Genomic DNA, 24980 nt, shown 5'->3' on the forward strand with positions numbered 1-24980 from the left:
CAATATATTCGAGCACTTTCGCGCTTTATGAAAACACGAAAAGCGCCCTCCTTTCAATTCAGGTCCTCTTCTGAACCGGGAGGGCAGTCCGGCGTCGGCGCTTGCGCCGGCGCCGATCTATACAGACTCAATCTGCGGCACCGCACGAGGAAGGCTTCGCTCGCCGACCCCGCGATCAGGGCTGCATGTATCACATTTGTGCGTCCCAATGCCAAATCCAATTGGTGCGAAGGAAAGAGTTCGATGCGCGGCCGCGCCGTCTCCGAGCCGAACCGCCGCCGCAAGCATTGCCCCACCTTGCGAGCGCCGTCGGCGCCGCATTCAGCGGCCTGAATCAAGCCGGCGATCGCGCCCTTGTCGATCGCCTCCTCGACCTTGCCGAAACCAGCGACGACCTGGCCGGCCTTGTTGGCGATCGACAAGGATTGAAGGCAATCCTGCGTCAAAAGCTCCTCGATCTCGCCGGCCAGAAATTCCGAGGCGGCGACTTTCGCCTTGAAGCCCCGCGCGAACGCCCGCCGTTTGACCGCTTCGGCGACCCTGTCCGCCCGCGCTGTCACCCAGACGCCGCGCCCCGGCAATTTACGCCTGATGTCGGGCACGACCACGCCGCCCGGCCCGACGACGAAACGAATCATGTCGTCGGGAGAGGCTTTCGTCCGCGTGACGATGCAGGTCCGCTCCGGCCCGGCTTCCACGGCGACGGGGTCCGCCTTGGCCAACATCCGCGCCTCCTACTCCCCCGTCTCGTGCTCGGCGAGCTCGCCCTCGGCCTCAGCCTCGGCCTCGGCCGGCTCCGGCGCCGCGTCGATCCAGCCCGCCTTGACGCGCGCCGTCATGATGAGGGATTCGGCCTCCTCCCGCGAAATCTCAAACCCGTCGAGAACGCCGGAATGACGCACCGTCTCGCCGTCCTTGCGCTCGCTCCAACCGATCAGGTCGTCGGTGACGCAGCCGGCGAGATCCTCGACGGTCTTGATGTCGTTCTCGCCGAATTTGACGAGCATGGCCGTCGTCACGCCCGAGACCTCCTTCAGTTCGTCCGACACGCCGAGCTCGAGGCGACGCGCGTCCTGCTCGGCCTCGAGCTTGGCGAGATAGTCCTGCGCCCGCGCTTGAATCTCGCCCGCCGTGTCTTCGTCGAACCCCTCGATCGTCGCGAGCTCGGCCGGATCGACGAAAGCCAATTCCTCGACCGAACGGAAGCCTTCCGAGGCGAGCAACTGGCCGACGACCTCGTCGACGTCGAGCGCGGTCATGAAAATATTCGTGCGCTCGATGAATTCCTTCTGGCGGCGCTCCGATTCCTCGGCCTCGGTCAGGATGTCGATATCCCAGCCTGTCAGCTGCGAGGCGAGCCGGACGTTCTGTCCGCGCCGCCCGATCGCCAAGGACAATTGATCATCCGGCACGACCACTTCGATGCGGGCGGAGTCCTCGTCGAGCACGACCTTGACCACCTCGGCGGGCTGCAAGGCGTTGACGATGAAGGTCGCCGCGTCGGGCGACCAGGGGATGATGTCGATCTTCTCCCCCTGCAACTCGTTGACGACCGCCTGAACGCGCGATCCGCGCATACCGACGCAGGCGCCGACAGGGTCGATCGAAGTGTCGCGCGACACTACGGCGATCTTCGCGCGAGATCCTGGGTCGCGAGCCACCGACTTGACCTCGATGACGCCGTCATAAATCTCCGGCACTTCCTGGCGGAACAGCTTGGCCATGAATTGCGGATGCGTGCGCGACAAGAAGATTTGCGGTCCCCGTTGCTCGCGACGCACGTCATAGACATAGGCGCGGACCCGATCGCCCGGCCGGAACACTTCGCGCGGGATCATCTCGTCGCGCCGAATCGTCGCCTCGCCGCGGCCGAGATCGATGATGACATTGCCATATTCGACTCGCTTAACGACGCCGTTGACGATGTCGCCGATCCGGTCCTTGTACTCCTGATATTGGCGATCGCGCTCGGCCTCGCGAACCTTCTGGACGATCACCTGCTTGGCGGATTGAGCCGCGATGCGGCCGAAATCGAAAGGCGGCAGGCTTTCGGCGATCCAATCGCCGACCTGAGCCGCCGGATTTTTCTTGCGGGCTTCGGCGACCGTGATCTGGGTGGCGTCGTTTTCGATCTGGTCGACGACCAGCAGCAGACGCGAAAAGCGAATCTCGCCGGTCTTGGGATTGATCTCGGCGCGAACCTCGGTCTCCTGACCGTAGCGCGAGCGCGCCGCTTTCTGAATGGCGTCCTCCATAGACGCGAGGACGATCTGTCGGTCGATCGACTTCTCCCGCGCGACGGCGTCGGCGATCTGCAGAAGTTCGAGCCGATTGGCGCTGACTGCCATTTTTTTCCCCTATTTCGCTGACGGACGCCGCGGACCGCGCGGCGCAGCCGCCGCTTCGTCGCGTTTAGCGTTGGTGAGCTTGGCTCGGCTGAATTGAGACTTCACGCCGGCCGGCAGAAGCGGCTTGGCCTTGGTCTCCTTGAGCGCGGCGAAACGGCCGGGTCCGCGCGCCGGCCTCGGCGGTTCCGCCCTCTCGGCGTCCGAGGCGCGGCCGTCCGCCTCGGCTTCCATTTCTGCGTCCGCGTCCGCGTCCTCGGCCTCCTTGGCCGCGCGCAGAGACTGTCGAATCAAAGCTTCGGTCAGGACGAGCTTCGCCTCGGCGAGGTCGTCGAGCGGAAGCAGAACGTCCGCGGCCTCACCGGGCTTGGCGTCGGTGCGCTCCAAATGCAGAACCGCCGCCGCGCCGTCGCCTTCGAGCGCTCCGATGAAACCACGAAAGCGCTTGCGGCCATCGACGCCGCGCGAAAGCTCGATGCGCGCGTCCTGACCCAGGGCGCGGCGGAAATCCGACGCCCGAACCAGCGGCCGATCGATTCCCGGAGAGGACACCTCCAGCCGATAGGCCTGCTTGACTGGATCCTCGACGTCCAACGCCGGCGAAACAGCCGCGCTCACGACTTCGCAATCCTTGACATTCATCGCGCCGTCCGGCCGCTCGGCCATGATCTGCACCGTCATTCCGGCCTGCGCCGAAAGCTTGACCCTGACCAGCCGATAGCCGAGATCGGCAAGAATCGGCTGCACGATCCGCGCGATCCGAAGAGCCGTGCCGGTCTCCTCGACGAAACGCGGCTCGTCGAGCAAATTCTGCGTAGTTACGGTCGTGTCCCCGCGGTCCTGATCCAAGCCTGGTCGATCCCAGCCCGCCGTCCGCCGGCGTTTTGCTGCGGTCGCGAGACGAAACTGGTCCCGCGCCCTGCTTCAACGGCAACAAAAAAGAGCGGGTCCGGCAGGACCCACTCTCCATAATCCGATCGTCTCAGTGAGACAAACGTCATGAGAAGGATGAATGACGCCTATATAGGGCCTTGGGCTCGCGCGTGCAAGCATCGCTGCGGGGCGCGCCGCTTTTTCGCTCGCCATCGCATCTGGCCGAAGAGCAAAGGCGCGTATGAATTAGGAGTGGACGAGTTGTCGTCCACAGGCGCGCGATCGCCGCCGATCACAAAAGATATTGCCCGTTGATCGTCTGTCCCAGGCGATCATTGGCCTCGACAAATTCCGTGATGAATTCATGCAGGCCCTTGGCAAAAATATCTTTCGTCGAGACGCTCTCGAGGCGCGTCATCACCTCATGAGCCTGGGCCTGGGCCGGACCGGAGATCCCATAGGCGCCTGCGATCGCGTCCAGGAAGCGCACGATATTGCCGTAGCAGGCGATCAATGAACGCGGCATCTCGGGCTTGAGGATCAGGAGATCGGCGATGAGCCAAGGCTTCACGCTTTCCCTATAGACCCAATGATAGGCCGTGAGCGCCGACACGGCGCGCAAGATCGCCGTCCACTGGAAATAGTCCAGCGATCCCCCGACGGCCTCATCCTCCGGCAACAGAACATGATATTTGACGTCGAGAATGCGGGCGGTATTGTCGGCGCGCTCGACAAAGAGGCCGAGGCGCGAGAACCAGTAGGCGTCGTTGCGCAGCATGGTTCGATAGACTGAGCCGTCATAGTCGAGCGAAGTCTTCTTCACGAATTCGAGGAAGCGCGACATGTCCTCGCGGTCGTAGCGGCCGCGTCCGACATGGGCCTTTTCGAAGCGCTTCAGCTCGATCCAGGCCCCGTTGATCGCCTCCCAGACCTCGCCCGTCAGCGCCGTGCGCACGGCCCGCGCGTCGGCGCGGGCGAATTCGATGCAATTGCGGATCGACGACGGATTGTCTTGGGCGAAAGTCAGATATTCGACGACCCCCGCCTCCTCGACGACGCCGCGCGTCGCGCGATAGCCATCCGCGGCGCCCGACGATTCCAGCGCGCTCTCCCATTCGGTGCCGGTTCCGGCATAGCTCGTCGGCAGCGCGGCGAGGCGCTGCGTCGCCTCGACGATTCGGGCAAGAAAATCGGCGCGCTCGACATAGCGCGCGAGCCAGAACAGATTATCGGCGGTGCGAGAGAGCATTGCCTAAAAATTCTTCATTTTCATAAAACCGGGCTCCGATACGCACAAAGTTTTTGCGAGGCCGCCACATTCACTGATTCTTCGTGGTCAGACCTTGATCAATGGGTCTCGCTGATTGGATTTGCGCGCGCCGCGATCATGCGGCCCCGGTTCCGCTTTGCAAAGGCGCCAGCTCATCGAAAGTTCGATCCTCCACGATCCAGGTGTCCTTGGTGCCTCCGCCCTGGCTCGAGTTGACGACGAGCGAATTTTCGATCAGCGCCACCCGCGTCAGCCCGCCGGGCACGACCCGCACGACGCCATTCGCGCCGGTGAGCACGAAGGGCCGCAAATCGACATGGCGCGGCGCGACTCCGGCGTCGAAAAAAGTAGGGCAGGTCGAAAGTGCGAGCGTCGGCTGGGCGATGAAATGCGCCGGATCCCGCGCGAGCTTGGCCGCGAAGTCCTGGCGTTCGGCCTTGGTCGCATGCGGCCCGACGAGCATGCCATAGCCGCCCGACCCCCCGACCTCCTTCACGACGAGATCGGCGAGATGGTCGAGAACATAGCGCAAGGCCTCGGGCTCGCGGCATCGCCAGGTCGGCACATTCTTCAGGAGCGCCTTTTCGCCGAGATAGAACTCGATGATTTCCGGCATATAGGTGTAGATCGCCTTGTCGTCGGCGACGCCGGTGCCGACGGCATTCGCGAGGGTGACGTTGCCGGCTTGATAGGCCCGCATCAGGCCCTTCGCGCCAATCACCGAATCGGGCCGGAACGCCGCAGGATCGAGGAAGTCGTCGTCGATTCGACGATAGATCACGTCCACCCGTTTCGGCCCTTGGGTCGTGCGCATGTAGACGACGTCGTCTTCGACGACGAGATCGCGGCCCTCGACAAGCTCGACGCCCAGCTTGTCGGCGAGGAAGGAGTGCTCATAATAAGCCGAATTGTATCGGCCGGGCGTGAGGACCGCGATGGTCGGCTCCCCACGCGCGGCAGGCGCGACCGAGCGCAGGGAAGCGAGCAGAGCGTCGGGATAATTCTCGACCGGGGCGACGCGATGCTCGGCGAAAAGGTCCGGCGCGAGGCGCATCATGACCTCACGATTCTCCAGCATGTAGGAGACGCCGGACGGCGTGCGGACATTGTCCTCCAGCACATAGAAATCGTCCTCGCCGGTGCGCACGACATCGATCCCGGCGATATGGACGAAAATATCATGTGGGACCTTCACGCCCACCATTTCGGGGCGGAATTGCGGATTGCCCAAAACGAGCTCCGCCGGAATCCGGCCCGCCTTGATGATCTCCTGGCCGGAATACACATCGGCCAGGAACAGATTGAGCGCCTTCACCCTTTGCAACAGGCCGGCCTCCAGAGAGGCCCATTCCGAGCGCAGCATAATGCGCGGAATGATGTCGAAGGGAATAAGACGTTCGCTGGCGTCTTTCACGCCATAGACCGAAAAGGTGATTCCGATGCGGCGAAACAAGAGTTCCGCCTGTGACCGGCGAGACGCCAGAAGCTCGGCCGGCGTGCCCGCCAGCCAGCGGGCGATCTTGCCATAGACGGCGCGAATCGATCCGTCCGCCAAGGTCATTTCGTCAAAGCACCGCCCCTCTTGCACGCGCTCGCGCTCCTCGAAACGACTGGATTGGGCTTCGCCTACGGCGCTGATCAAATTCTGCATTTACTGTACCATATCCAAGACCCAATTTGCGCGAACCATGCGGGCGTGAGCCGCCGCGGCGGCTGAAGCGCGATCGCTCCAGCTCGCCCGTTCAAAGCGACGCGCGGGAAAATTTATCGGCTCGAAACACATTCGGATCAAAAATGCGGGTCGCCGCCTTCAAGATCTTGGCGCGGCCGCCGCCCAATCGGAGAGACGTCGATGAATTCCATTCGCAGGGCCGCCCTCGCCGTCGCATTGGGCGCCGCCGCATTGAGCCCCGCCGCCGCGCACGCCGAGATGACGGTCGAGGTCGGCGGCGCGCCAATGTACCCCTCGCGGACGATCGTCGAGAACGCGGCCGCCTCCAAAGACCTTAGCGCGCTTTTCACAGGGTTGAAAGCCGCCGATCTCGTCGCGGCCCTGGAAGGCGATGGTCCCTTCACCGTCCTGGCGCCGGTCAACAAAGCCTTCGAGAAAATGCCGAAGGGCGCCCTCGACGATCTCATGAAGCCGGACAACAAGCCAGCGTTGACCGCAATTCTCGCCTATCACGTCATCCCCGGCAAATATTCCGCGGCGGACCTCGTCGCCGCGATCAAGAAAGGCGGCGGCCGGGCGACGCTCAAAACGCTTGAGGGGGAAGATCTCGCCGTCGAACATGACGGCCGCAAGCTGATCATCGTCGACGCCAAGGGCGCCAAGGCGATCGTGACTATTCCGGACGTCAACCAAAAGAATGGCGTCATTCATGTGATCGATGCGGTTCTCTCTCCGAAGGGCTGATCCCGAAGCGGCTTCCATCCGACGCGCCGGCTTCTTCGGACCTATTTTCACCTGAACTATATTTGCCCGTAGGCCGCAGATTTTGATTCTCGCCCTCAGGAATGCCATAAAAGCGGTCGTTGGCGCGTCGAGGCGTCGACCGTGTGGGCTGCGTCGAAAGGAAGGGCTGGAAATCGGAATTCCGCCGACGTCCGGCTCGGAACGATTTTGGGATATCGCCGTGCTGATCTTCGGTCGGCTCGGCTCGAGGTCAAAAGGCGATCTTCAGGAATTCGCGTGATCCAGCGGACTACGCATCCGAGATGCGCGAGGCGTCTGGTTTTCGCGTGGTCTTAATGCGCTGCGGGTCCGCCAATTAAAGGTTCAGTGTGGCGACGTGATCGAACAAGCGATGGTGTTCGCGCTCGGGTTCCTGATCGCAGGGTTGATCGCCCTTGCGATCGCGCCCGCATTCTGGAGCCGCGCGATCCGGCTGTCGCGGCGCCGAATCGAAATGCAGATCCCGCTCTCGGCCAAGGAAATCCTCGCCGAGCGAGATTTGCTTCGGGCGGATTTCGCCGTCGACCGCCGCCGGCTCGAGCAGAAATTGGAGAGCTTGAACCAAAGCCGCGCGGGCGATCTCGGCGAGCTCGGACGGCGCGCGGCGGTGATCGCCGCTCAACAAGAAGACATTGCGGCGCTCGGCCGAAAATTCGCCGAGCAGGCCGCCGAGTTCACGGCGGCCCGACGCGCATTGGGCGAAACAAAGGCCGAATTTGCGGCGACGGAATCCGCTCTTTATAGCGCCACAGGCCTTTTCGAACGCCGAGACTCCGAATTGCGCGACGTCCAGGCGCAGCTTGCGGCCTCACGGGCCCAGACCGAGGCGCAGCGCCGGGCCGCGGCGGCGCTCGAGAACGAGGTCGCGGCGCAGAAAAAGCTCCTTGCCGAAAAATTCGCGGACATCGCGCAGCTCCAGCAAGACATTCTCTCGATCCGTCTCGAGCGCGACGCCGATCTCGCCAAGCTGAAAGCGACCACAGCCAAGCTCGCCGACCGCGAGGAAGCGCTGACCGCCTCGGAAAATCTCGTCTCGGACCTTCAGCGGCGAAGCAAGCAGCATATCGAAACCGCACGCGCCGTCGAACGCCGGCATATCGAGAAGATCGATCGATTGCGGGCGGCGGAAGCCGAGGCGCGCGACGCGCTCGCCGCCGCGCGCTCTCAATGCGACAGCCTGACGTTGGAATTGGCGGGGCTGCGGGACGCCGCCTCGGCGTCTCCCGAACAGGACGAAAATGCGGTCTTGCGCCAGAAAATCCATGAAATCGGCGCCGCCGTCATTCGAACGGCGAATCGCAAGGCCGACCGCACCCTAGAAAGCGCCGCGGCGGACGATGAACGCAACGAGCCGCCGGCAGGCTCTACGGGACGCTCTCTGGCGAAGGCGGGCGGAGCCGCCTCGTCCACTTAGCCGTTCAGGCGGAGGCTCCATGAAATCATTAGAGGCGCTTTTCGCGGCCGCCGCCGCCGTGCGCTCCAACGCCTACGCCCCCTATTCCGGCTTCGCCGTCGGGGCGGCGATTCGGACGCCATCAGGCGCGATTTTCTCCGGCGTGAATGTGGAGAACGCGTCCTATCCGGTCGGGACCTGCGCGGAGGCCGGCGCAATCGCCGCCATGGTCGCAGCCGGCGAAAATCGGATCGCGGAAATTCTCGTTCTCGGCGACGGGGAGGCTCTGGTCACGCCCTGCGGCGCCTGCCGTCAGCGCATTCGCGAATTTGCGCGCGACGAGGTCAATATCCATATCGCCGGCCCGAACGGGCTTCGCGCCAGCTTCACGGTCGGCGAGCTTCTGCCGCAGGCTTTCGGCCCCTCTCTCGCCGAGTCGCACGCGCCTTGACCTTGCCGCGTCGGTTCGAATCCTCGGCGTTGGAGCCACACGTTTGACCTTGCCGCAGGAAATCATCCGCAAAAAGCGCGACGGCGGCCGCCTCGAACGCGCGGAGATCGACTTCTTCGTGGCCGGATTGACGCGGGGGACCGTGAGCGACGCGCAAGCCGCGGCCATGGCCATGGCGATCCTCCTTCGCGGGATGGAAAGCGGTGAATGCGCAAGCTTCACCCAGGCCCTCGCGCGATCCGGCGCAATGCTCGATTGGCGCGCCGCCGATCTGCCCGGACCCGCCGTCGACAAGCATTCCACCGGCGGGATCGGCGATCTGGTGAGCTTGGTCCTCGCGCCCGCCGCAGCGGCTTGCGGACTTTATGTTCCGATGATCGCGGGGCGCGGCCTCGGCCATACCGGAGGCACGATCGACAAGCTCGAAGCGATCCCAGGCTATGAGGTCGAGCCGGGCGCGGACAGGTTCATCGAAATCGTCAAAAGCTGCGGCTGCGCCATTATCGGCCAAACCCGCGATCTGGCGCCCGCCGACAAGAAGCTGTACGCGATCCGCGACGTGACCGCGACAGTCGAGTCGATCCCGCTGATCACGGCGTCAATTCTCTCGAAAAAGCTCGCGGCCGGGCTCGATGCGCTCGTCATGGACGTGAAGATGGGCTCAGGCGCTTTCCTGCCCTCATTGGCGGAGGCTCAGGCGCTGGCGGCCTCGATCCTCTCAGTCGGCGTGGAGGCTGGCCTCGCCATGCGGGCCTTGATCACCGACATGAATGAACCGCTCGCGTCGGCCGCCGGCAATGCGCTCGAAGTCGCCGTCGCGATCGATTGCCTGACGGGGAGACAAGCCGATCCGCGTCTTTTGGACGTTGTGTTTCGTCTCGGCGTGGAAATGCTTCTGCTCGCCGGAGTAGCGGTCAGCGCTCACGAGGCTGAGCGACGCCTGCGCGAGGCGATCTCGAGCGGGGCGGCGGCGGAACGCTTCGCCCGCATGGTCGCGGCCCTCGGCGGGCCCGCCGATTTCCTCGAGCGGCCGCAAAACCATCTGGCCCAGGCTCCGATCGTCAGGGCGGTTCATTCGCTTCGACCCGGTTTCGTCGGCAAGATCGACGCGAGGGCGCTCGGGCTTTGCGTAGTGGGCCTCGGCGGCGGACGACGGGCGGTCAATGAACCGATCGACCCCAGCGTCGGGCTCGACGCGATAGCCGGAATCGGCGCCGTCGTGGACCGGGAACGGCCCATTTGCAGAGTTCATGCGCGCAGCGAGAACGACGCAGCGGCGGCGGCCGAGGCGATCGTCGCCGCCTATCGGATCGAAGACGCGCCGCCGCGCCATCCTCGCCCCGCCGTCATCGCTTGTCTCGGAGCGGCCGCGCCCTAAAGCAATTCAAGACGCCGCGACGCCCAAACCGTCGGCCCCTCGCCCAAAAAAAAAGCCCCGGCTCATAGCCAGGGCTCATGGGATATAATGTTGCGCTTCAGGCCGCGCGCAAATTGCCTGCAGAAGATTTGCCGGTTCGCTTGTCGGCGATCACTTCAAAGTTGATTTTTTGACCTTCCTGCAAGTGGCGCAAGCCCGATTGCTCGACGGCGCTGATATGGACGAACACGTCCTTACCGCCGTCATCTGGCTGAATGAAGCCATATCCTTTGTCCGGGTTAAACCACTTCACAGTTCCCGTAGTCATATAGGCTTTCCTTAGGGTCGTAATAGAGCTGGCGCCGCGGATTGCGAGCGCCATTGCATATTGTCGTTTTCAAGAGGGGTCGTCAGCAGACGCAAAGATGCGGGCCAAGTCATCGGCAAAAACACGACAGTGGATAACATAAGTCACGATCGAGACCAAAACAAGGGGCGCGGCGCCGCATGTCCGATCTTGAAAGAATTTTCTACAAAAAGCCCCACTCCGCGATTGTTTAGAATAACTCCAACAGCCTGATTGTACGCCGCTCGATTGATATTCTGGCGATTTAGATCAGGGCGATCAGCCCCTTGAGCAAGGAAAGCGGCGTCGGCGGGCAGCCGGGAATGTAAAGATCGACCGGGACCACGGCCGATACTCCGCCGATACAGGCGTAGCTCCCGGCGAACACGCCCCCGTCAAAGGCGCAATCGCCCGCCGCCACCACCCATTTGGGCGCCGGCGTCGCCTGATAGGTTCGCGCCAGGGCTTCTTCCATGTTTTTCGTCGCGGGCCCGGTCACGAGAAGAACGTCGGCGTGTCGAGGCGAGGCGACGAAGCGCAGGCCGAAACGCTCGAGGTCATAGAACGCATTTCCGAGCGCATTGATCTCGAGTTCGCAGCCGTTGCAGGAGCCGGCGTCGATCTCCCGGATCGCAAGGCTTCGCCCGAGCCGCGCGCGCGCCTTACGGTCGACCTCGGCGGCGAAAGCCGCAAGCTCGGCGTCATCGGCGCCGGGAGCAGCCTCCGTGAGCGGGCCTTCTATCAGGCTTTTGAGCAAGGTCTTCCGCATTGAGATAAACCACGGTTCTGAGGTCCAAAGCGGACTAGCGGCGCTCGCCCAAGGATTCAATTTCCCGACATATCATTCGCATAGTTTTCGGCTGCTAAGGCTTTAATAGAGTGAATCGCCGCGTCGCGCCCCGCGCCATCATTGCAATGGAGCCGCCGGGGAGGAAAGCCTGCATCCCGAGGCGCAAGGCAAACTTAGAGTTCCAGCTCATTTTGATCGGACGGCTCATCGACCCATGACCCCTCATGTTTCCGCCTTCATCTTCGACCTCGGCAATGTGCTCGTCCGCCATGACGACGAGCTTCTCTACGATCGCTTGGCCGCGTGCTGCGCCGATCCGGCCGCGGCGAGGCCGCAGCTTCCGTCCTGCTTGGGCGACGAAGACATCGGCCTCGGGCGCCTCGCCGTCGAGGCGCTTCACGCTCGCCTCGCGGCGAGGCACGGCTTTGCCGAAACCTATCCGCGCTTTCTGGAGCTGTGGAGCAGCCATTTCAGTCCCGAGCCCGGCATGGATCACGTTCTTCGCGCACTGGCGCAGAACCATCGAGTCATCTTGCTCTCCAACACCAATGCGGCGCATATCGCCCATATCAAGGAAAATTATCCCGTCTTCGGTCGCCTCCACGCCGCCTATCTCTCCTATGAGCTGGGCCTCATGAAGCCCAATCCGGCCACTTATTTGAAAGTGCTTGAGCTCGAGGGCCTGCGCCCGGAGAATTGCATTTTCATCGACGACCGCGCCGAGAACGCGGCCGCCGCTGAAGCTCTCGGCATGAATGCGATCACATTCACGGGCCGCGACGATCTGCTGGCGCGTCTGGATGGATTTGGAATTTTGGTCCCACTTAAAACATTGGAAGCGGAAGACGGCGTTCTATAGGTCGTGGCCGGAATAAGAGCAGTTGAACGACTTATTGCAGAGCGGAAAGTCGGCGACGATATTGCCCCCGATAGCGGCCTCGAGCACGGGCCATTGGAACCAAGACGGATCGCGCAAATGGCAACGCTCGATGCGCGCGTCCGCGTCGAGCCGGAGATATGCGAGAATATCGCCGCGGAAGCCTTCCACCACAGCCATCCCCTCGCCTCTGCCCGCCGCCACGGGCGCACGCACAGGTCCGTCTGGCAAGCCGTCGAGGATTTGCTCGACCAGCGCCAGGCTCTGCTCGACCTCGCGGATACGGATCCAAACCCTGGCGTTGACGTCGCCTTCTTCCAAAGTCGGGATCTCGAAGCGAAGCCCGTCGTAAGGCGGATAGGCAAGATCGCGCCGCGCGTCGAAGCGGCGCCCCGAGGCGCGCCCGACATAGCCGCCGCAGCCGAATCTCCGCACCAGCGCAGGTTCTGCGAGTCCCGCGCCGACTGTCCGATCCTGCAGCGAGGCCGTGTTATCGTAAAGCTCGACGAGCGGCGGAAAGGCTCGCCGCGCCGTCCCGACGAGGTCCCGGATGCGCTTGACCCCTTCCGGCGCGAGATCGACGGAAACGCCGCCAGGCGCGACGCGATCCATCATCAAACGATGGCCAAAACAGGAAGCCGCCACGCGCAGAACGCGCTCGCGCAAGGCGCCGCAATGCGCGTGCATGAGCGCGAAAGCGACGTCGTTGCAGATTGCGCCTATGTCGCCGAAATGATTGGCGAGCCGTTCGAGCTCGGCCATCAGCGCGCGCAGCCAGATCGCGCGGGGCGGAACCTCGACGGCGAGCGCCGCCTCGACCGCGCGGGAGAAAACCAATGCATAGGCGACGGTGCTATCCCCAGAAACTCGCCCGGCGAGCCTGGCCGCTCGTTCGAGATCCGCGCCCATCATCAAGCGCTCGACCCCTTTATGCGCATATCCTAGGCGCTCCTCGAGCCGCACCACCGCCTCGCCATTGACGCTGAAGCGGAAATGGCCGGGCTCGATCACGCCCGCATGCACAGGTCCCACCGGAATCTGATGCACGCCCTCGCCTTCCGCCGGGAGAAAGGCATATTCGAGCGCCGCAGACGCAAGTTCAGGTCTGGCGCCGAGGGGCGCGCGCAGGCCCCAACGGCCATGATCGAGCCAAGGGCGCAAATCCGGCGAGCCGATGGGTTCAAGCCCGAACAGATCCTTGATCGACCGCTCAAAGCGGATCGCGGGGGGATGCAGCCGACCCACCGATGGGAAGACCCCGCTCGCGCATCTATGGGTCACGACGGCGACCTCGCGAGGCGCCTCGTCCAGAAGCGCCAAATGGACGGCGTCCTGATCGCCCCATAGTCCAAGCAGCGTCCAGCGCCCGGCGGCCAGCTCTTCGACGAGCGCGCGCCAGTGATCGAAATCGACGGCGCGGCGCGGCCACGGGTTTTCGTCTCCAATGGCCAGGCCGGCTGCGATGGCGTCGGCGAGAGTCGGCATGGCTTGCTTCTCCTAGCGCGGCCTATCCGAGCAGCGCAGCGACATGCTGGAACCAGGCGACGAGCGGCGGCGGCAAATAGATCCCCGCCATCAAAACGAGGAGCAAATGGCTCGTCATCGGGGCGTAGGATGCATGAGACGGCTTGCCGACGACGGCGGGCGCGCCGAAGGCCATGCCCTGGAGGCGCAAAAACAAAGCGCCAAAGGCGATGAGAAGCCCCGCGACGAAGGGCAGCGCGAGCAACGGCGCGCGGGCGAAGGTCGAGCTCACCACGAGGAATTCGCTCATGAAAATGCCGAAAGGCGGGAGCCCGACGATCGCGACGACGCCGAGGACGAGGCTCCAGCCGAGCGCAGGATGACTCGCGGTGAGGCCGCGAATATCGGCTATGTTTTGCGTGCCGGCGACTTGAGTCACATGGCCGACGGTGAAGAAGATCGCGGATTTCGTCAGGCTGTGCATCGTCATATGCAGAAGGCCGGCGAAATTGGCGAGTGGCCCGCCCATGCCGAAGGCGAAGACGATGATGCCCATATGCTCGATCGAGGAATAGGCGAACATGCGCTTGATGTCGCGGCGGCGATACAACATGAAGCCGGCGAACAAAAGAGTGACAAGCCCCATCGACGCCATCAGTGGCCCCGGCGCGATCGCTCCAGCATTGGCGGCGAGCAGCAGCTTGAAGCGCAAGACGGCGTAAAGCGCGACATTGAGCAACAGGCCGGAAAGCACCGCCGAAATCGGCGTCGGACCTTCGGCATGGGCGTCGGGCAGCCAGGCGTGCAGCGGAACCAGGCCGACCTTGGTGCCATAGCCGAGCAGGAGAAAGACGAAGGCCACATTGAGCAGCGCCGGATCGAAGGCGGAGACGTGGTCGATCAAAATCGTCCAGACCATGCCGTCGAGACCTTCGCCGACGGTCGGGCGGGCGGCCATATAGACGAGGATCGTGCCAAACAGCGCGAGCGCGATGCCGACGCTGCCCAGAATGAAATATTTCCAGGCCGCCTCAATGGCCGCGCGGGTGCGGTAGAGTCCGACCATGAGCACCGTGGTCAGGGTGGCGATCTCAATCGCCACCCACATGAGCCCAATATTATTGGCCGCCAGCGCGAGATTCATCGCGAAGAGCAGCACCTGATACATGGCGTGGTAAAAACGCAGATGCGCTGGGGCGAGCCGGCCGCTCTCGAGCTCATGGCCGATGTAGCTCGCGCTGAAGACGCTGGTCGTGAAGCCGACGAATGTGTTGAGGACGATGAAGACGATGTTGAGATCGTCAACGAGAATATAGGGTCCCGGCGCGGGCTTCGCGACGAAGAGGGAGAGCGCCGCGAGAAATGTCGCGAGCGACGCCAGCATGTTGATTCGGGCTGAAAGGCGGTAGCCTGGAAGCAGGCCGAGCAGCACGGCGGCTGCGGCGGGGATCGCCAGGATCAGGGTGACGCCATTGATGGAGATCGCGCTCATCGCCGGCCGCCGCGGAATCGGTCGAGCGCCTCGGCGTCGATCGTGTCGAACCGCTCACGGATGCGAAACAGAAGCGTGCCGATCACGATGAAGGCGATGAGGACGGAAAAGGCCACGCTGATCTCGACGACGAGCGGCATGCCCTTGGCGCCCGTGGCGGCGAGGATCAGGCCGTTCTCCAAAGACATGAAGCCGACGATCTGGCTCACCGCATTGTTGCGCGTCACCATCATCAAGAGACCGAGCAGGACGACGGAAAGGGCGAAGGCCAGATCCTCGCGGGCGAGCGGGACCGCCGCGGACGTGACTCTGAGCATGACCACCATGGAGAGGGCGACGAGCCCCATGCCGGCCAGCATGGTCGGCCCCGTGCTGACGACATTCTCGACCTCGCGATGGACGCCGAGCCGCGCGATGATCCGGTGCAGCGCCATGGGAACGATGATCGCCTTGAAGAAAAGCGCGATCGCGGCCGTGACGTAAAGATGCGGCGCGCCCTGAACATAGGCCTGCCAGGAGACCGAGAGCGCCAGGACGACGGCCTGCAGCGCGAAGACGTTGAGAAGAGCATAGAGGCGGTCCTGATAGAGGAGCATGAAGCTCACGAGCACCAGCCCGCCGGCGAAGAGATGAGCGACGTCGAACTCGAGATGGCCCATCTACAGACTCCGGGAGACGAAGAGAAGCAGCGTCCCGAGCAGGCCCAGCATCAAAGCCGCGCCGAGAAAGTCGGAGACCCGGAAGACGCGCATCTTGGCGATCGACGTCTCGAACCAGGCGAGGAAAAGGCCGCCGACCGCGAGCTTGCCGATATAGGCGCCTACGCCCGCAAGCTGCGCGGCAGGTCCCGCTCCGGGCTGAGCCTGTCCCCAGGGCAGGAACACGCAAGCGATGAGCGAGAGGTAAAGCAAGAGCTTCAATGAGGCCGCAAGCTCGATGACCGCAAGATGGCGGCCGGAATATTCGAGCAGCATCGCCTCATGGACCATGGTGAGTTCGAGATGGGTCGCCGGATTATCGATGGGGATGCGGCCGTTCTCGGCGATCGCGACCATCACCAGCGCCACCAGCGCCAAGCCGAGCGAGACCCTGAGGCCAACGGCCGGCGACAACATGAAGGCCGCGACCTGCGAGAGTTGGGTCGAGCCGGCGAGAAGCGCAAGGGTGAAGACGATCATGATGGTCGCGGGCTCGGCGAGCGTGGCGATCATCATCTCGCGGCTCGATCCTAGGCCGCCGAAGCTCGTGCCGACGTCCATCCCGGCGAGAGCCAGAAAGAAGCGCGCGCTGCCGAGCAAAGCGATGATTGCAATGAGATCGGCCGACCAATTGAACATGAGGCCCGCGGCGAAGGTCGGGACGAGCGAGGCCGCGACCCAGGTCGCGGCGAAGATCAGATAGGGAATAACGCGAAAGAGCCAGGACGACTCTTCGGCGAGGACCGTCTCCTTGCGCGAGAGGCGGAGAAGGTCGCGATAAGGCTGCAGCAGCGACGGGCCGCGCCGCCGCTGAAGGCGGGCCTTCGCCTTGCGCACGAAGCCGGTGAGGAGCGGGGCGAGCAAAAGCACCAGCAGCATTTGCGCGTTCTGGACGACGAGGTCGAGGATCACGGCCATACCGCCAGCGCCAGAAGGAGGAACACGAGAGAGAAGAAGACCAAGCTCAGATAGATCCGGATGGTCAGATACTGAATCCGGTTGAGCCGCTCCGCCACAAAGGACACGGCTAGCGCGATCGGCGCATAGATGAGCTCCCAGGCGAGATCATGCAGCGTCACGTCGATGCGCGCCGGGCGTGTCTCTCCGGGCGCCGGCATGTCGATGCGCTCAGACGCCCGGAAAACGAATGTTCCGAAGACGCGGCGAATGGGCTGGGCGAAGCCCTCCGCCGAATATTGCGTCAGCGGGCTCGCGTCGGGATACCCGCAGTCCCAGGCCGGCGCGCGCCGCAAGGCGCGGGAGGCGAAGCGATGAATGACATAGGCGGCGAGCGACGCCGACATGGCGATGAAAGCAAAAACCAAAAGCCCGTTATAGGAGCTGCGGCTCTCCGCGATCGGCGCGATCGAGAGCCAGGGAAGGCTCGCCTGGGCCGGCATGCGCGCGCCGACAAGCGCCTGCGCGACCGGCGCCAGCCCGTCGATGACGAGCCCGGGCAAAACCCCTGCGATCACACAGAGGGCGGCGAGAGACGCCATTGCGGCGAGAGACCATTGGTCGACCTCTTCGGCGCCTTTCGCCGCGGCGAAGCGCGGCCTGCCGAGGAAGACGATCCCATAGACGCGGACGAAACAAGCTGCCGCCAGAGCCGCCGACAGAGCGAGCAAGGCGCCGACCGCCGGCACGAGGAGCTTTAATCCCCATTGCGGAAGTTGCGGGCTGAGCAAGATAGCCTGGAAGGCAAGCCATTCCGAGGCGAAGCCGTTCAGCGGCGGCAAAGCCGAAATCGCCATGCAGCCGATCAAGAAGACGAAGCTCGTGACCGGCATGCGGCGAATGAGGCCGCCAAGGCGATCCATTTCGCGCTCCCCCGTCGCGACGAGCACGGCGCCCGCGCCGAAGAACAACAGACTTTTGAAAAAGGCGTGGTTGAGGACATGGAAAAGCGCCGCGGTCAGCGCCAGCGCGGCGGCCGTGCGAAATCCATTGGCCTCGAAGGCCAGCGCCAGGCCGAGCCCGACGAAGATCAGCCCGATATTCTCGATCGTGCTATAGGCCAGAACGCGCTTGAGGTCGGTTTGCATCATCGCATAGAGCACGCCGAGAACGGCGGAGCCGCCGCCAATGGCGAGGATCGGGAGGCCCTGCCACCATTGCGGCGGCCCGAGCAGGTCGAACACGATGCGAATGAAGCCGTACACGGCCACTTTGGTCATGACGCCGCTCATCAACGCTGAGACATGGCTGGGCGCCGCCGGATGGGCGAGCGGTAGCCAGACATGCAAGGGAACGAGGCCGGCCTTCGACCCTGCGCCGGCCAAAGCGAGAGCGAGGATGAATCCGGCGCGTAAAGGAGACGCCTGATGCGCGCGGATCGCCGCAAAGGCATAGTCGCCTTGCGGGCCGGCGAGCAGGCCGAAGGCGAGGAGCAAGGCCAGCGTGCCGAAACTCGCCATCACGATATAGACATAGCCCGCCCGCGCGACGCCTTCCTCGCGATGATGCGCCATGACCAGCGCCCAGGACGACAAGGACATGAATTCCCAGGCGAACAGAAAGCTGAAAGCGTCGCCCGCCAGCACGACGAGATTCATGCCGGCGAGAAAGGCCGGAACGAAAGGCGTCGAGCGCTGAGGCTCGGCCTCGTGGCGCGCATAGCCGATCGCGTAGAGGCAGGCGGCGGCGCCACCGAGGTTGACGACGGCTAGGAAGAATGCCGTGAGCGCGTCGACGCGGAAATGCGCGCCGATCCAGGGAAGGCCCAGAGGCAAGACGATCTCCGATTCCGGCGCGCCGGAGATCAGGTGGATGAGCGCGGCGAGAAGCCCAACGAAGGAAATCAGGAAGCAGGCGCCATAAACGGCAGCTGACGAGTTCTGCGCCCGTCCATTCAGAAGAGCGAAGACCGCGACAGCCATCAGGACGCAGACCCAGGCTAGGCCGAACCAGGCCGACATTCAGTCACCTTTCCGCAGCGCGTCGATCCGCGATTCGCCGCGCCTTGTGCGAAGCTCTCTCCCCGTCGGCTGCGTCGATGGAAGTCGTCTGCGCACAATGTCGCGATTCGGTCTCTCTTGGTTTGAGCGATTTTGAATCATGGAGCCTGCGGGCGCTTTTGTCCAGATTTCGCGTCGCCTACAGGCAAAGCTTCGACTCTAGCCGCCGCCTCGCAATCGCACGAGCCGCGCCGGCGACATTGTCCGTCAAGTCATTCGCGACATAGGCCAGCGCTCGGTTCCCTCGCGACGCGCAAATGTGCAGCTCCGATCGCGGGCGTTTCAATCTCGAGCAGGCAGCAGGTCAGAGACATGAGACCGCTCCACGTCAAGAGAATGCGCTCGAACGGCATTTTCATCGCCGATGTATATGGCATAAACGTCCTCTATGTGACGATAAAAACATACAATTTTATTCGCCTTTTTGACTCATGTAAATTCTGTAGACGCCAACGGAGCGTGAGACGGTGTGTCGCGCCCGACGTCGGCGAGCGGTCATAGAGCAAAAGAGGCATATGACATGAGCTTGATAACTGAAACAACACCCGGCCGCGCAGATGCCGCAGCGGTCTCCGCTGCAGCCCCGGTTTGGGACCCAAAGCCTTTTATCCTCGGCACTGCCGTGATAGTCGCTTTCTACATCGGCGTTCGCATTTATGAGCAAGTCTTCGGCTGGTACGCCGGTCTCGACTCGTTCTCGCCGGAATTCCAGAAATACTGGATGACCATCCTGTACATCGAAGAGCCGACCGAGCTCATCGCCTTCCTTGGGCTCATCGGCTATCTTTGGAAGACGCGTCCGAATGACCTCGACACGGTCGCCCCGCGCGAAGAGCTCCGCCGCATCTTCTATCTGTTTAACTGGATCTTCGTGTATGGCGTCGCCATTTACTGGGGCGCCAGCTACTTCACCGAGCAGGACGGCACCTGGCACCAGACGGTTATTCGCGACACCGACTTCACGCCGAGCCACATAATCGAATTCTACATGAGCTATCCGATCTACATCATCATGGGCGTAGGCGGATTCGTGTACGCTCGGACGAGGCTCCCGACCTTCGGCTCGAAGGGCTACTCTGTCGCCTATCTGCTTCTGTTCGTCGGCCCGTTCATGATCTTCCCGAACGTTGCGCTCAATGAGTGGGGCCACACGTTCTGGTTCATGGAAGAGCTGTTCGTCGCTCCGCTGCACTGGATGTTCGTGTTCTTCGGCTGGTTCATGCTTTCTGTGTTCGGCGTTTCACTGCAGATCCTCGGCCGGATCAAGGAACTCTGCACGGGCTACGAAGACGTCGTCGGCCTGGAGCCGGCGAAATAACGTTTCTTGGCGCGTAGGGATCTAATTCGTTCCGTCTATGCCGGATCGCGATCACGGTCGTTCGTAGAGTCCGTTTGCTTTGGCGAACAACCGCTCCGGTCCAAGCCGTCTAAATTCTGGGGACTTAAGATCAACTGAAATGCGCTCCGTTAGTCCGGCGCCGGCGGTCCGGAACATATGTCCGGTGGAGCTAAGTCGAGACAGCAGTCACTTCAGCGATTAAAAGCGCGATGTCCCTCGCCGGAGCCTTGGGCGCCGGCGAGGGATTGAACTAAGAGAGGGGTTGACCAATGTTCATTCGAATCGCAGCAGCCGGTCTCATCTCAACGGGCCTGACGGTCTCGGTTGCGCACGCCCACAGGGCGAGCGTGAACAGGGACATATGCATGCTGGGAATCGGCCAGGATGCGATGCAGGTCACCGCCTATCAGCCGCAAGATGGCGACGCAAAACTTTGCAGGGACGTTCCTGAGGTTGGGCCAGCGATCATCGTCCTCGATTATGTCGATTCCGAGCTGCGCGGCATGACGACGGATATCCGCATTGTCCGGGTGTCCGACGACTTAGGCGGCGCATCGGAGCTCACTCAAATGCTGAACGATGCGAAAGTTGCGCCTGAAGCGCTTGATCCCGTCACAGAGAAACATATACAGGCGCAGCGCTACCCGAGCGGGACGATTAATTTCGAGCATGTCTTCACCAGCCCGGGCAAATATCACGGGATCGTGACCGTCAAAAACACGCATGGTCAAACTTACGTTTCGGATTTCCCATTGTCGGTTGGGCGGGCGCGGGAAGGAGCGTTATGGGGTTACGGCTCCGCCGTGACCGCCGTTGTCGCAGGCGTCTTCATCTATTGCATGCACGCGCGCGGACGCCGAACTGGCCCGTCGGGCAAGCCGACATGAGCTCAACACTGTTCGGCCACGAACGGTCAATGTTGGAGAAGCTTTGAGCCAAGCCGGTCAAATTGTAGAAAAGGCCATTGCTCCAATCGCATAAATCAATATCATTTATTAATGGAACTCTACCAGATCAGGCACTTCGTCGCTGTCGTCGAGACTGGCAGTTTCACGAAAGGCGCTCAGCGCGAAGCGGTCTCGCAACCTGCGATCTCTGTCAGCATCGCAAAACTCGAAGCCGAACTCGAGGTGAAGCTGCTCGAAAGGCGGCGTTCTTCTGTCGTCGCAACTCCGGCCGGCATGCGGCTGTTCGATGCCGGCAAGGCAATGCTCCGACTGGGCAATGCAGTCAAAGCCGAATTGAAGGCGCTGGACAAACCGAATCTTCTGAAAATTGGCGTTTTGCGCTCATTTTCGAGCCAGCGGGTCTCCAGGCTGCTGACTTCCTTCAAGCGGACCAGTGCTCCTATGGCGATCGAGGTCTTCGATAGCTCGAACGAGCATTTGATAGAATTACTCGCTGAAAAGAAGCTCGATGCGATTTTCACAATTCTGGATGGGCGCATCGAGAGTTTCGCCAGTCGCGTTCTCTTCAGCGAGCCGTATTTCTTGGCGGTTCCGGACGAGCATCGCCTCGCGCAACAGCAAGTCATCCGGGTCTCCGATCTCGACAATGAGCCTTTCATCACGCGGACCGGCTTCGATACGTTCCAAGATGGAATCACTGCGCTCGCTGCGCGCGGCGTTCGCATACGCGTGGTGTATCAGACCGATGAATTTGACAGGACCCTGGCTCTCGTCGCCGCTCGAATTGGCCTCGCGCTGGTCCCAGGAAACTTCGAAATGCCGGCCGTAAAGTTCCTGCCGGTATCGGATTTGGACATGGTCAGAAAATACGGTCTTCTCTGGCGGCCCGAACACAAGGGCCGCGACGTCGAGAAATTCTTCGAATTCGCAAAGGCCCACGCCTGGTCGAAATAGTTTGCGTCTCACGCATCATCGCATCACGGCTATTCTTGCGAGATCTAAGGCTTCAAACGGTTTCGAGCCCCCCCAGCCCGCATGTGACGCTGACGGGGGGCTGTTGTATGCGATCCTGGCGCGGCGTCATTCCGCGGCCTAAGCCGCCGGCGCCGGCCGCGCCCGCTGATTGAAGAGGATCTTGGCGCGACGCTCCTGCTCCTCGGGCGGCAAATTGGCGTTCGCCCCGTCGAGTTCTGCGCCGACGGCGAGGCCGCGCTGAACGCCGGGCCGCGCCCCCACGGTCTCGAACCAGCGCTTGAAATATTTGAACTCGTTGATGTCCTGCCCTTGCGCCTCCCATCCGAGCGTCCAGGGATAGGAAATGATGTCGGCGATCGTGAATTCATCGCCGGCGATAAAAGGACGGTCGTAAAGCCTGTTGTTCAAAACGCCATAGAGCCTATGCGCCTCATCGGTGTAGCGGCGAATGGCGTAGGACTGGTCGCCTTGCTTGTCGCCGAGGCGGCGGAAATGGCCGTTCTCGCCGAGCTTCGGCCCCTGATTGGCCGCCTGCCAAATCACCCATTGCGCGACTTCGTATTTTTGGCTTAGCGCCTGCGGCCAGAATTTTCCGCTTTTCTCGGCGAGGTAAAACAATATCGCGGCGGATTCGAATATGCTGAGAGGCGCGCCGCCGTCGGGCGGATCATTGTCCACGATCGCCGGCATGCGATGATTAGGATTGAGGCGGAGATAACTCTCCGAGAACTGATCGCCGCGCCCGATGTTCAGTGGGATGACAGTGTACGGCAGACCAGCCTCCTCCAAGAAAATCGTGACTTTCTTGCCGTTGGGAGTCGGCCAGTAATAGACGTCGATCATCGAAGAGCTCCAGGTTTGACGCGTGGGCGGCTACATTGCGCTGGCACAACGCCCGAGACGCGGGACGAGATCGAGGACCGGTCGGGGTCGCGCAAGCGGTCAGATTTCCATAACCATATTCCCGAGGGCGCGTTCCCTTAGCCAATAATCGCGATAGAACTACTATCGTAATGAATTTTCCGCGATCATGAACAATTCCTGGAGCCCGGTTGGCTCGGCGCGGCCGCGGGAACTTCGTCGCGAGCTGGGACGTTGACGGAAGCTGCCCCGGGCTTTTGAGGACCGCCATCGGCCAATTGACCGCCCTCCGCCTCTCGCCATCGCTGCCGAGCCGGCCGATCCGCCGGCGCGGAGAATAGGCGATGCGCCTCTGGCCGATCCTCCAGGGCCTTTGCCTTGTCTTGACGGCCAACGGCGCCCCGGTTCTGGCAAAAGCTTTCTTGCAGGAGTGGGGCGCGCAGCCGCTCGATCTGGGTTGCGCCTTCTTGGATGGAAAACCGCTCTTTGGAAAATCGAAGACCATTCGCGGCGTCCTCGCCGCGCTGCTGGCGGCGACTCTGACCGCGCCTCTGCTCGGCCTCAACTGGGATGTGGGGCTCCTCGCCGGCGCCGCGGCCATGGCTGGCGATCTTTTCTCGAGCTTTGTGAAGCGGCGGTTCGGCCTCCCCCCGCAGGCCATGGCGCCAGGCCTTGACCAAGCGCCGGAATCCCTGTTGCCGCTCCTCGCCTGCAAGGGGGCGCTGGGGATAAGCACGGCCGAGGCGGCGATCGGGGCGAGCCTGTTCTGGATCGGCGAGCTCATTCTGTCCCGAGCCGCCTTCGCTATGGGGATTCGCGACCGCCCCTATTAGGCCGGAATGACGAAAAGTGCGCGACGGCTTTTGCGCCCGCGTCCCGCAATCGAATAAGTCGATCGACTTATTCGGAACATGCCTTAGGCCTCGCCACGCTCCAGCCGGTGCAGGGTGATCTCCGGCGGGCAGTTCAAGCGGACGGCGACGACGCTCGATCCAGCTCCGACCGAAGTGTAGCCGGCCATTTCCTTATATTGCCAGCTTCCCGCCCCGAACGCCCGCGGCAGGGTCGAATCGAGCGTGATCGGGATCGAACCCGGCAGGCAAATCTGCCCGCCATGCGTGTGCCCCGCGAGCAGCGCGTCAAATCCGGCATGGGCGGCCTGGCGATAGATTTCCGGCGTATGCGAAAGCAGGATCGCAAATTCGTCCGGGGGAATATCGGCGGCTGCCTTCTCAATATTGTCGACGCGGAAGAAATGCGCATCGTCTATGCCAGCGAGGTAAATCCGCTGATCGCCTCGAAAAAGCGACTCCGATTCGTTCAGCAACATCCGAATTCCCATGTCCTCGAGTTCGGGGAGCATGAGGATCGTGTCGTGATTTCCGAGGACGCCGTAAACAGGACCCTTCAGATGGGCGCGCACACGCGCCACGCCTTCCAACGAAGGCTCGAATGGGCCGTAGGTGAGGCCGCGGTAGTCGCCGGTCAGAACGCAAATGTCATAGTCGAGGTCCGCGAGAAGCTCGACGACGCGCGCCATCGCGCGCCCGCTCATATCCGCGTGTAGGTCGCTGAGATGAAGAATATTCAAGCCATGAAAGGCCGCAGGCAGGCGTCGCGAGACGATTCGATTATGCCTCAGCTCGACCTGATCCGCATTTCGGCTCGCCCGCTGATGGAGCCCGGCAAGCCATAAGGCGCCGCGAATGACCGAAGGGACCATGATCCAGTTTTCTATATGGAAGAAGTTCAAGCCCTGGCCGAAGGCCTGCGCCTCATGATCTTGCTCGATTCCGATTCGCTGGCGCGCATGAACTCGTCCCAAGCGACATTCGAGCCGGGCGACGATGTCCTGCTCCAGCCCGATCGCGTTCTTGCGCAATGCACGACCAACTCGCCCCCCGCTCTCCGAAGCCAGGTCGAGAGTGTTCGGAATCGGCTCGCCCCTCCGCTTCAGCATGTTCTTTCCTCGAACGGATGAGCTCCAAAGCGAAATCAACTTAAGGCGGATGCCGGCTTCTGCCCACTCTAAGCCAAAGGACATAATCGCCTAATGATTTTGGGCGCGATTCGATCCAAGACCGCCGTGATCTAGAGCATGTTTCGGCCGCCGCCGAAAGGCCGGCCGA

General features: G+C 62.6%; 23 protein-coding genes. 9 read left to right on the plus strand and 14 right to left on the minus strand.

Features of this window, described 5'->3' with window-relative positions:
• Positions 1–53: 53 nt before the first annotated feature.
• From METAC_RS23410 to METAC_RS23420, 5 genes are all read right to left on the minus strand, one after another.
• Positions 54–725, minus strand: a complete 672-nt coding sequence (locus METAC_RS23410) for an RNA-binding protein (RefSeq protein ID WP_036255518.1) — start codon at positions 723–725, stop codon at positions 54–56.
• Between the two features lie 9 nt (positions 726–734).
• Complete coding sequence (gene nusA, locus METAC_RS0112205) at positions 735–2348, minus strand: transcription termination factor NusA (RefSeq protein WP_026607255.1); 1614 nt, start codon at positions 2346–2348, stop codon at positions 735–737.
• Between the two features lie 9 nt (positions 2349–2357).
• Positions 2358–3194, minus strand: a complete 837-nt coding sequence (gene rimP, locus METAC_RS23415; RefSeq protein ID WP_084143609.1) for a ribosome maturation factor RimP — start codon at positions 3192–3194, stop codon at positions 2358–2360.
• A 316-nt stretch (positions 3195–3510) separates the two neighbouring features.
• Entirely contained in the window at positions 3511–4467 is a 957-nt protein-coding gene (locus METAC_RS0112215) for an alpha-E domain-containing protein (protein ID WP_026607256.1), read from the minus strand.
• Between the two features lie 136 nt (positions 4468–4603).
• The gene (locus METAC_RS23420; RefSeq protein ID WP_051335836.1) at positions 4604–6049 is read right to left on the minus strand and encodes a circularly permuted type 2 ATP-grasp protein; all 1446 of its coding nucleotides are present in this window, start codon (positions 6047–6049) and stop codon (positions 4604–4606) included.
• A 291-nt stretch (positions 6050–6340) separates the two neighbouring features.
• Here METAC_RS23420 and METAC_RS0112230 point away from each other — a divergent pair, with 291 nt between their 5' ends.
• The 4 genes from METAC_RS0112230 (at position 6341) to deoA (ending at position 10165) form a co-directional block, all read left to right on the plus strand.
• Positions 6341–6904: a fasciclin domain-containing protein gene (locus tag METAC_RS0112230; protein WP_026607257.1), complete on the plus strand. Its 564-nt coding sequence runs from the start codon at positions 6341–6343 to the stop codon at positions 6902–6904.
• 376 nt (positions 6905–7280) lie between these two features.
• Positions 7281–8357, plus strand: a complete 1077-nt coding sequence (locus tag METAC_RS0112240; RefSeq protein WP_026607259.1) for a coiled-coil domain-containing protein — start codon at positions 7281–7283, stop codon at positions 8355–8357.
• A 19-nt stretch (positions 8358–8376) separates the two neighbouring features.
• Positions 8377–8787, plus strand: coding sequence for a cytidine deaminase (gene cdd, locus METAC_RS0112245; RefSeq protein WP_026607260.1), 411 nt, complete (start codon positions 8377–8379; stop codon positions 8785–8787).
• Between the two features lie 43 nt (positions 8788–8830).
• Positions 8831–10165, plus strand: a complete 1335-nt coding sequence (gene deoA / locus METAC_RS23425; protein WP_036255524.1) for a thymidine phosphorylase — start codon at positions 8831–8833, stop codon at positions 10163–10165.
• 97 nt (positions 10166–10262) lie between these two features.
• Here the strand turns inward: deoA and METAC_RS0112255 are convergent, their stop codons facing one another.
• A complete protein-coding gene (locus METAC_RS0112255; RefSeq protein ID WP_026607261.1) occupies positions 10263–10472 on the minus strand; it encodes a cold-shock protein in 210 nt (69 codons plus the stop codon).
• A 283-nt stretch (positions 10473–10755) separates the two neighbouring features.
• Entirely contained in the window at positions 10756–11259 is a 504-nt protein-coding gene (locus tag METAC_RS0112260; RefSeq protein ID WP_026607262.1) for an NADH-quinone oxidoreductase subunit B family protein, read from the minus strand.
• 235 nt (positions 11260–11494) lie between these two features.
• On the opposite strand from METAC_RS0112260, the gene METAC_RS25215 reads away from it, so the two are divergent.
• Positions 11495–12139 (plus strand): HAD-IA family hydrolase, encoded by a 645-nt coding sequence (locus tag METAC_RS25215; RefSeq protein WP_051335547.1) that lies wholly within the window; start codon positions 11495–11497, stop codon positions 12137–12139.
• Here METAC_RS25215 and METAC_RS0112275 read toward each other — a convergent pair.
• From METAC_RS0112275 to hyfB, 5 genes are read right to left on the minus strand one after another with little or no spacing between them, the layout of a single operon-like run.
• A complete protein-coding gene (locus METAC_RS0112275; RefSeq protein ID WP_026607263.1) occupies positions 12134–13642 on the minus strand; it encodes a hydrogenase large subunit in 1509 nt (502 codons plus the stop codon). The two genes, METAC_RS25215 and METAC_RS0112275, sit on opposite strands and share 6 nt — an antisense overlap.
• A gap of 22 nt (positions 13643–13664) precedes the next feature.
• Entirely contained in the window at positions 13665–15113 is a 1449-nt protein-coding gene (locus METAC_RS0112280; protein ID WP_026607264.1) for a hydrogenase 4 subunit F, read from the minus strand.
• Positions 15110–15772 carry a hydrogenase-4 component E gene (locus METAC_RS0112285; protein WP_026607265.1) on the minus strand — a complete coding sequence of 221 codons (663 nt, stop codon included), beginning with the start codon at positions 15770–15772 and terminating at the stop codon, positions 15110–15112. The genes METAC_RS0112280 and METAC_RS0112285 overlap by 4 nt, the downstream gene beginning before the upstream one ends.
• Positions 15773–16729, minus strand: coding sequence for a respiratory chain complex I subunit 1 family protein (locus tag METAC_RS0112290; RefSeq protein WP_026607266.1), 957 nt, complete (start codon positions 16727–16729; stop codon positions 15773–15775).
• The gene (gene hyfB / locus METAC_RS0112295; RefSeq protein ID WP_026607267.1) at positions 16720–18729 is read right to left on the minus strand and encodes a hydrogenase 4 subunit B; all 2010 of its coding nucleotides are present in this window, start codon (positions 18727–18729) and stop codon (positions 16720–16722) included. Before hyfB ends, METAC_RS0112290 begins: the two co-directional genes overlap by 10 nt.
• A gap of 559 nt (positions 18730–19288) precedes the next feature.
• Between hyfB and amoC the strand changes: the two genes are divergently transcribed.
• From amoC to METAC_RS0112315, 3 genes are all read left to right on the plus strand, one after another.
• Positions 19289–20086: a bacterial ammonia monooxygenase, subunit AmoC gene (amoC, locus tag METAC_RS0112305; RefSeq protein WP_026607268.1), complete on the plus strand. Its 798-nt coding sequence runs from the start codon at positions 19289–19291 to the stop codon at positions 20084–20086.
• 386 nt (positions 20087–20472) lie between these two features.
• The gene (locus METAC_RS23435; RefSeq protein ID WP_156898204.1) at positions 20473–20994 is read left to right on the plus strand and encodes a hypothetical protein; all 522 of its coding nucleotides are present in this window, start codon (positions 20473–20475) and stop codon (positions 20992–20994) included.
• Between the two features lie 111 nt (positions 20995–21105).
• Positions 21106–21969, plus strand: a complete 864-nt coding sequence (locus METAC_RS0112315; RefSeq protein WP_026607269.1) for a LysR family transcriptional regulator — start codon at positions 21106–21108, stop codon at positions 21967–21969.
• Positions 21970–22107: 138 nt separating this feature from the next.
• On the opposite strand, the gene METAC_RS0112320 is transcribed toward METAC_RS0112315, so the two are convergent.
• Entirely contained in the window at positions 22108–22833 is a 726-nt protein-coding gene (locus METAC_RS0112320; protein ID WP_026607270.1) for a glutathione S-transferase N-terminal domain-containing protein, read from the minus strand.
• Between the two features lie 362 nt (positions 22834–23195).
• Here METAC_RS0112320 and METAC_RS0112330 point away from each other — a divergent pair, with 362 nt between their 5' ends.
• The gene (locus METAC_RS0112330) at positions 23196–23684 is read left to right on the plus strand and encodes a CDP-archaeol synthase (RefSeq protein ID WP_026607271.1); all 489 of its coding nucleotides are present in this window, start codon (positions 23196–23198) and stop codon (positions 23682–23684) included.
• A gap of 83 nt (positions 23685–23767) precedes the next feature.
• On the opposite strand, the gene METAC_RS0112335 is transcribed toward METAC_RS0112330, so the two are convergent.
• Positions 23768–24811 (minus strand): metallophosphoesterase, encoded by a 1044-nt coding sequence (locus METAC_RS0112335; RefSeq protein WP_198017210.1) that lies wholly within the window; start codon positions 24809–24811, stop codon positions 23768–23770.
• Positions 24812–24980 lie beyond the last annotated feature (169 nt).

It is taken from the genome of Methylocapsa acidiphila B2 (genome assembly GCF_000427445.1).
GTDB lineage: Bacteria > Pseudomonadota > Alphaproteobacteria > Rhizobiales > Beijerinckiaceae > Methylocapsa > Methylocapsa acidiphila.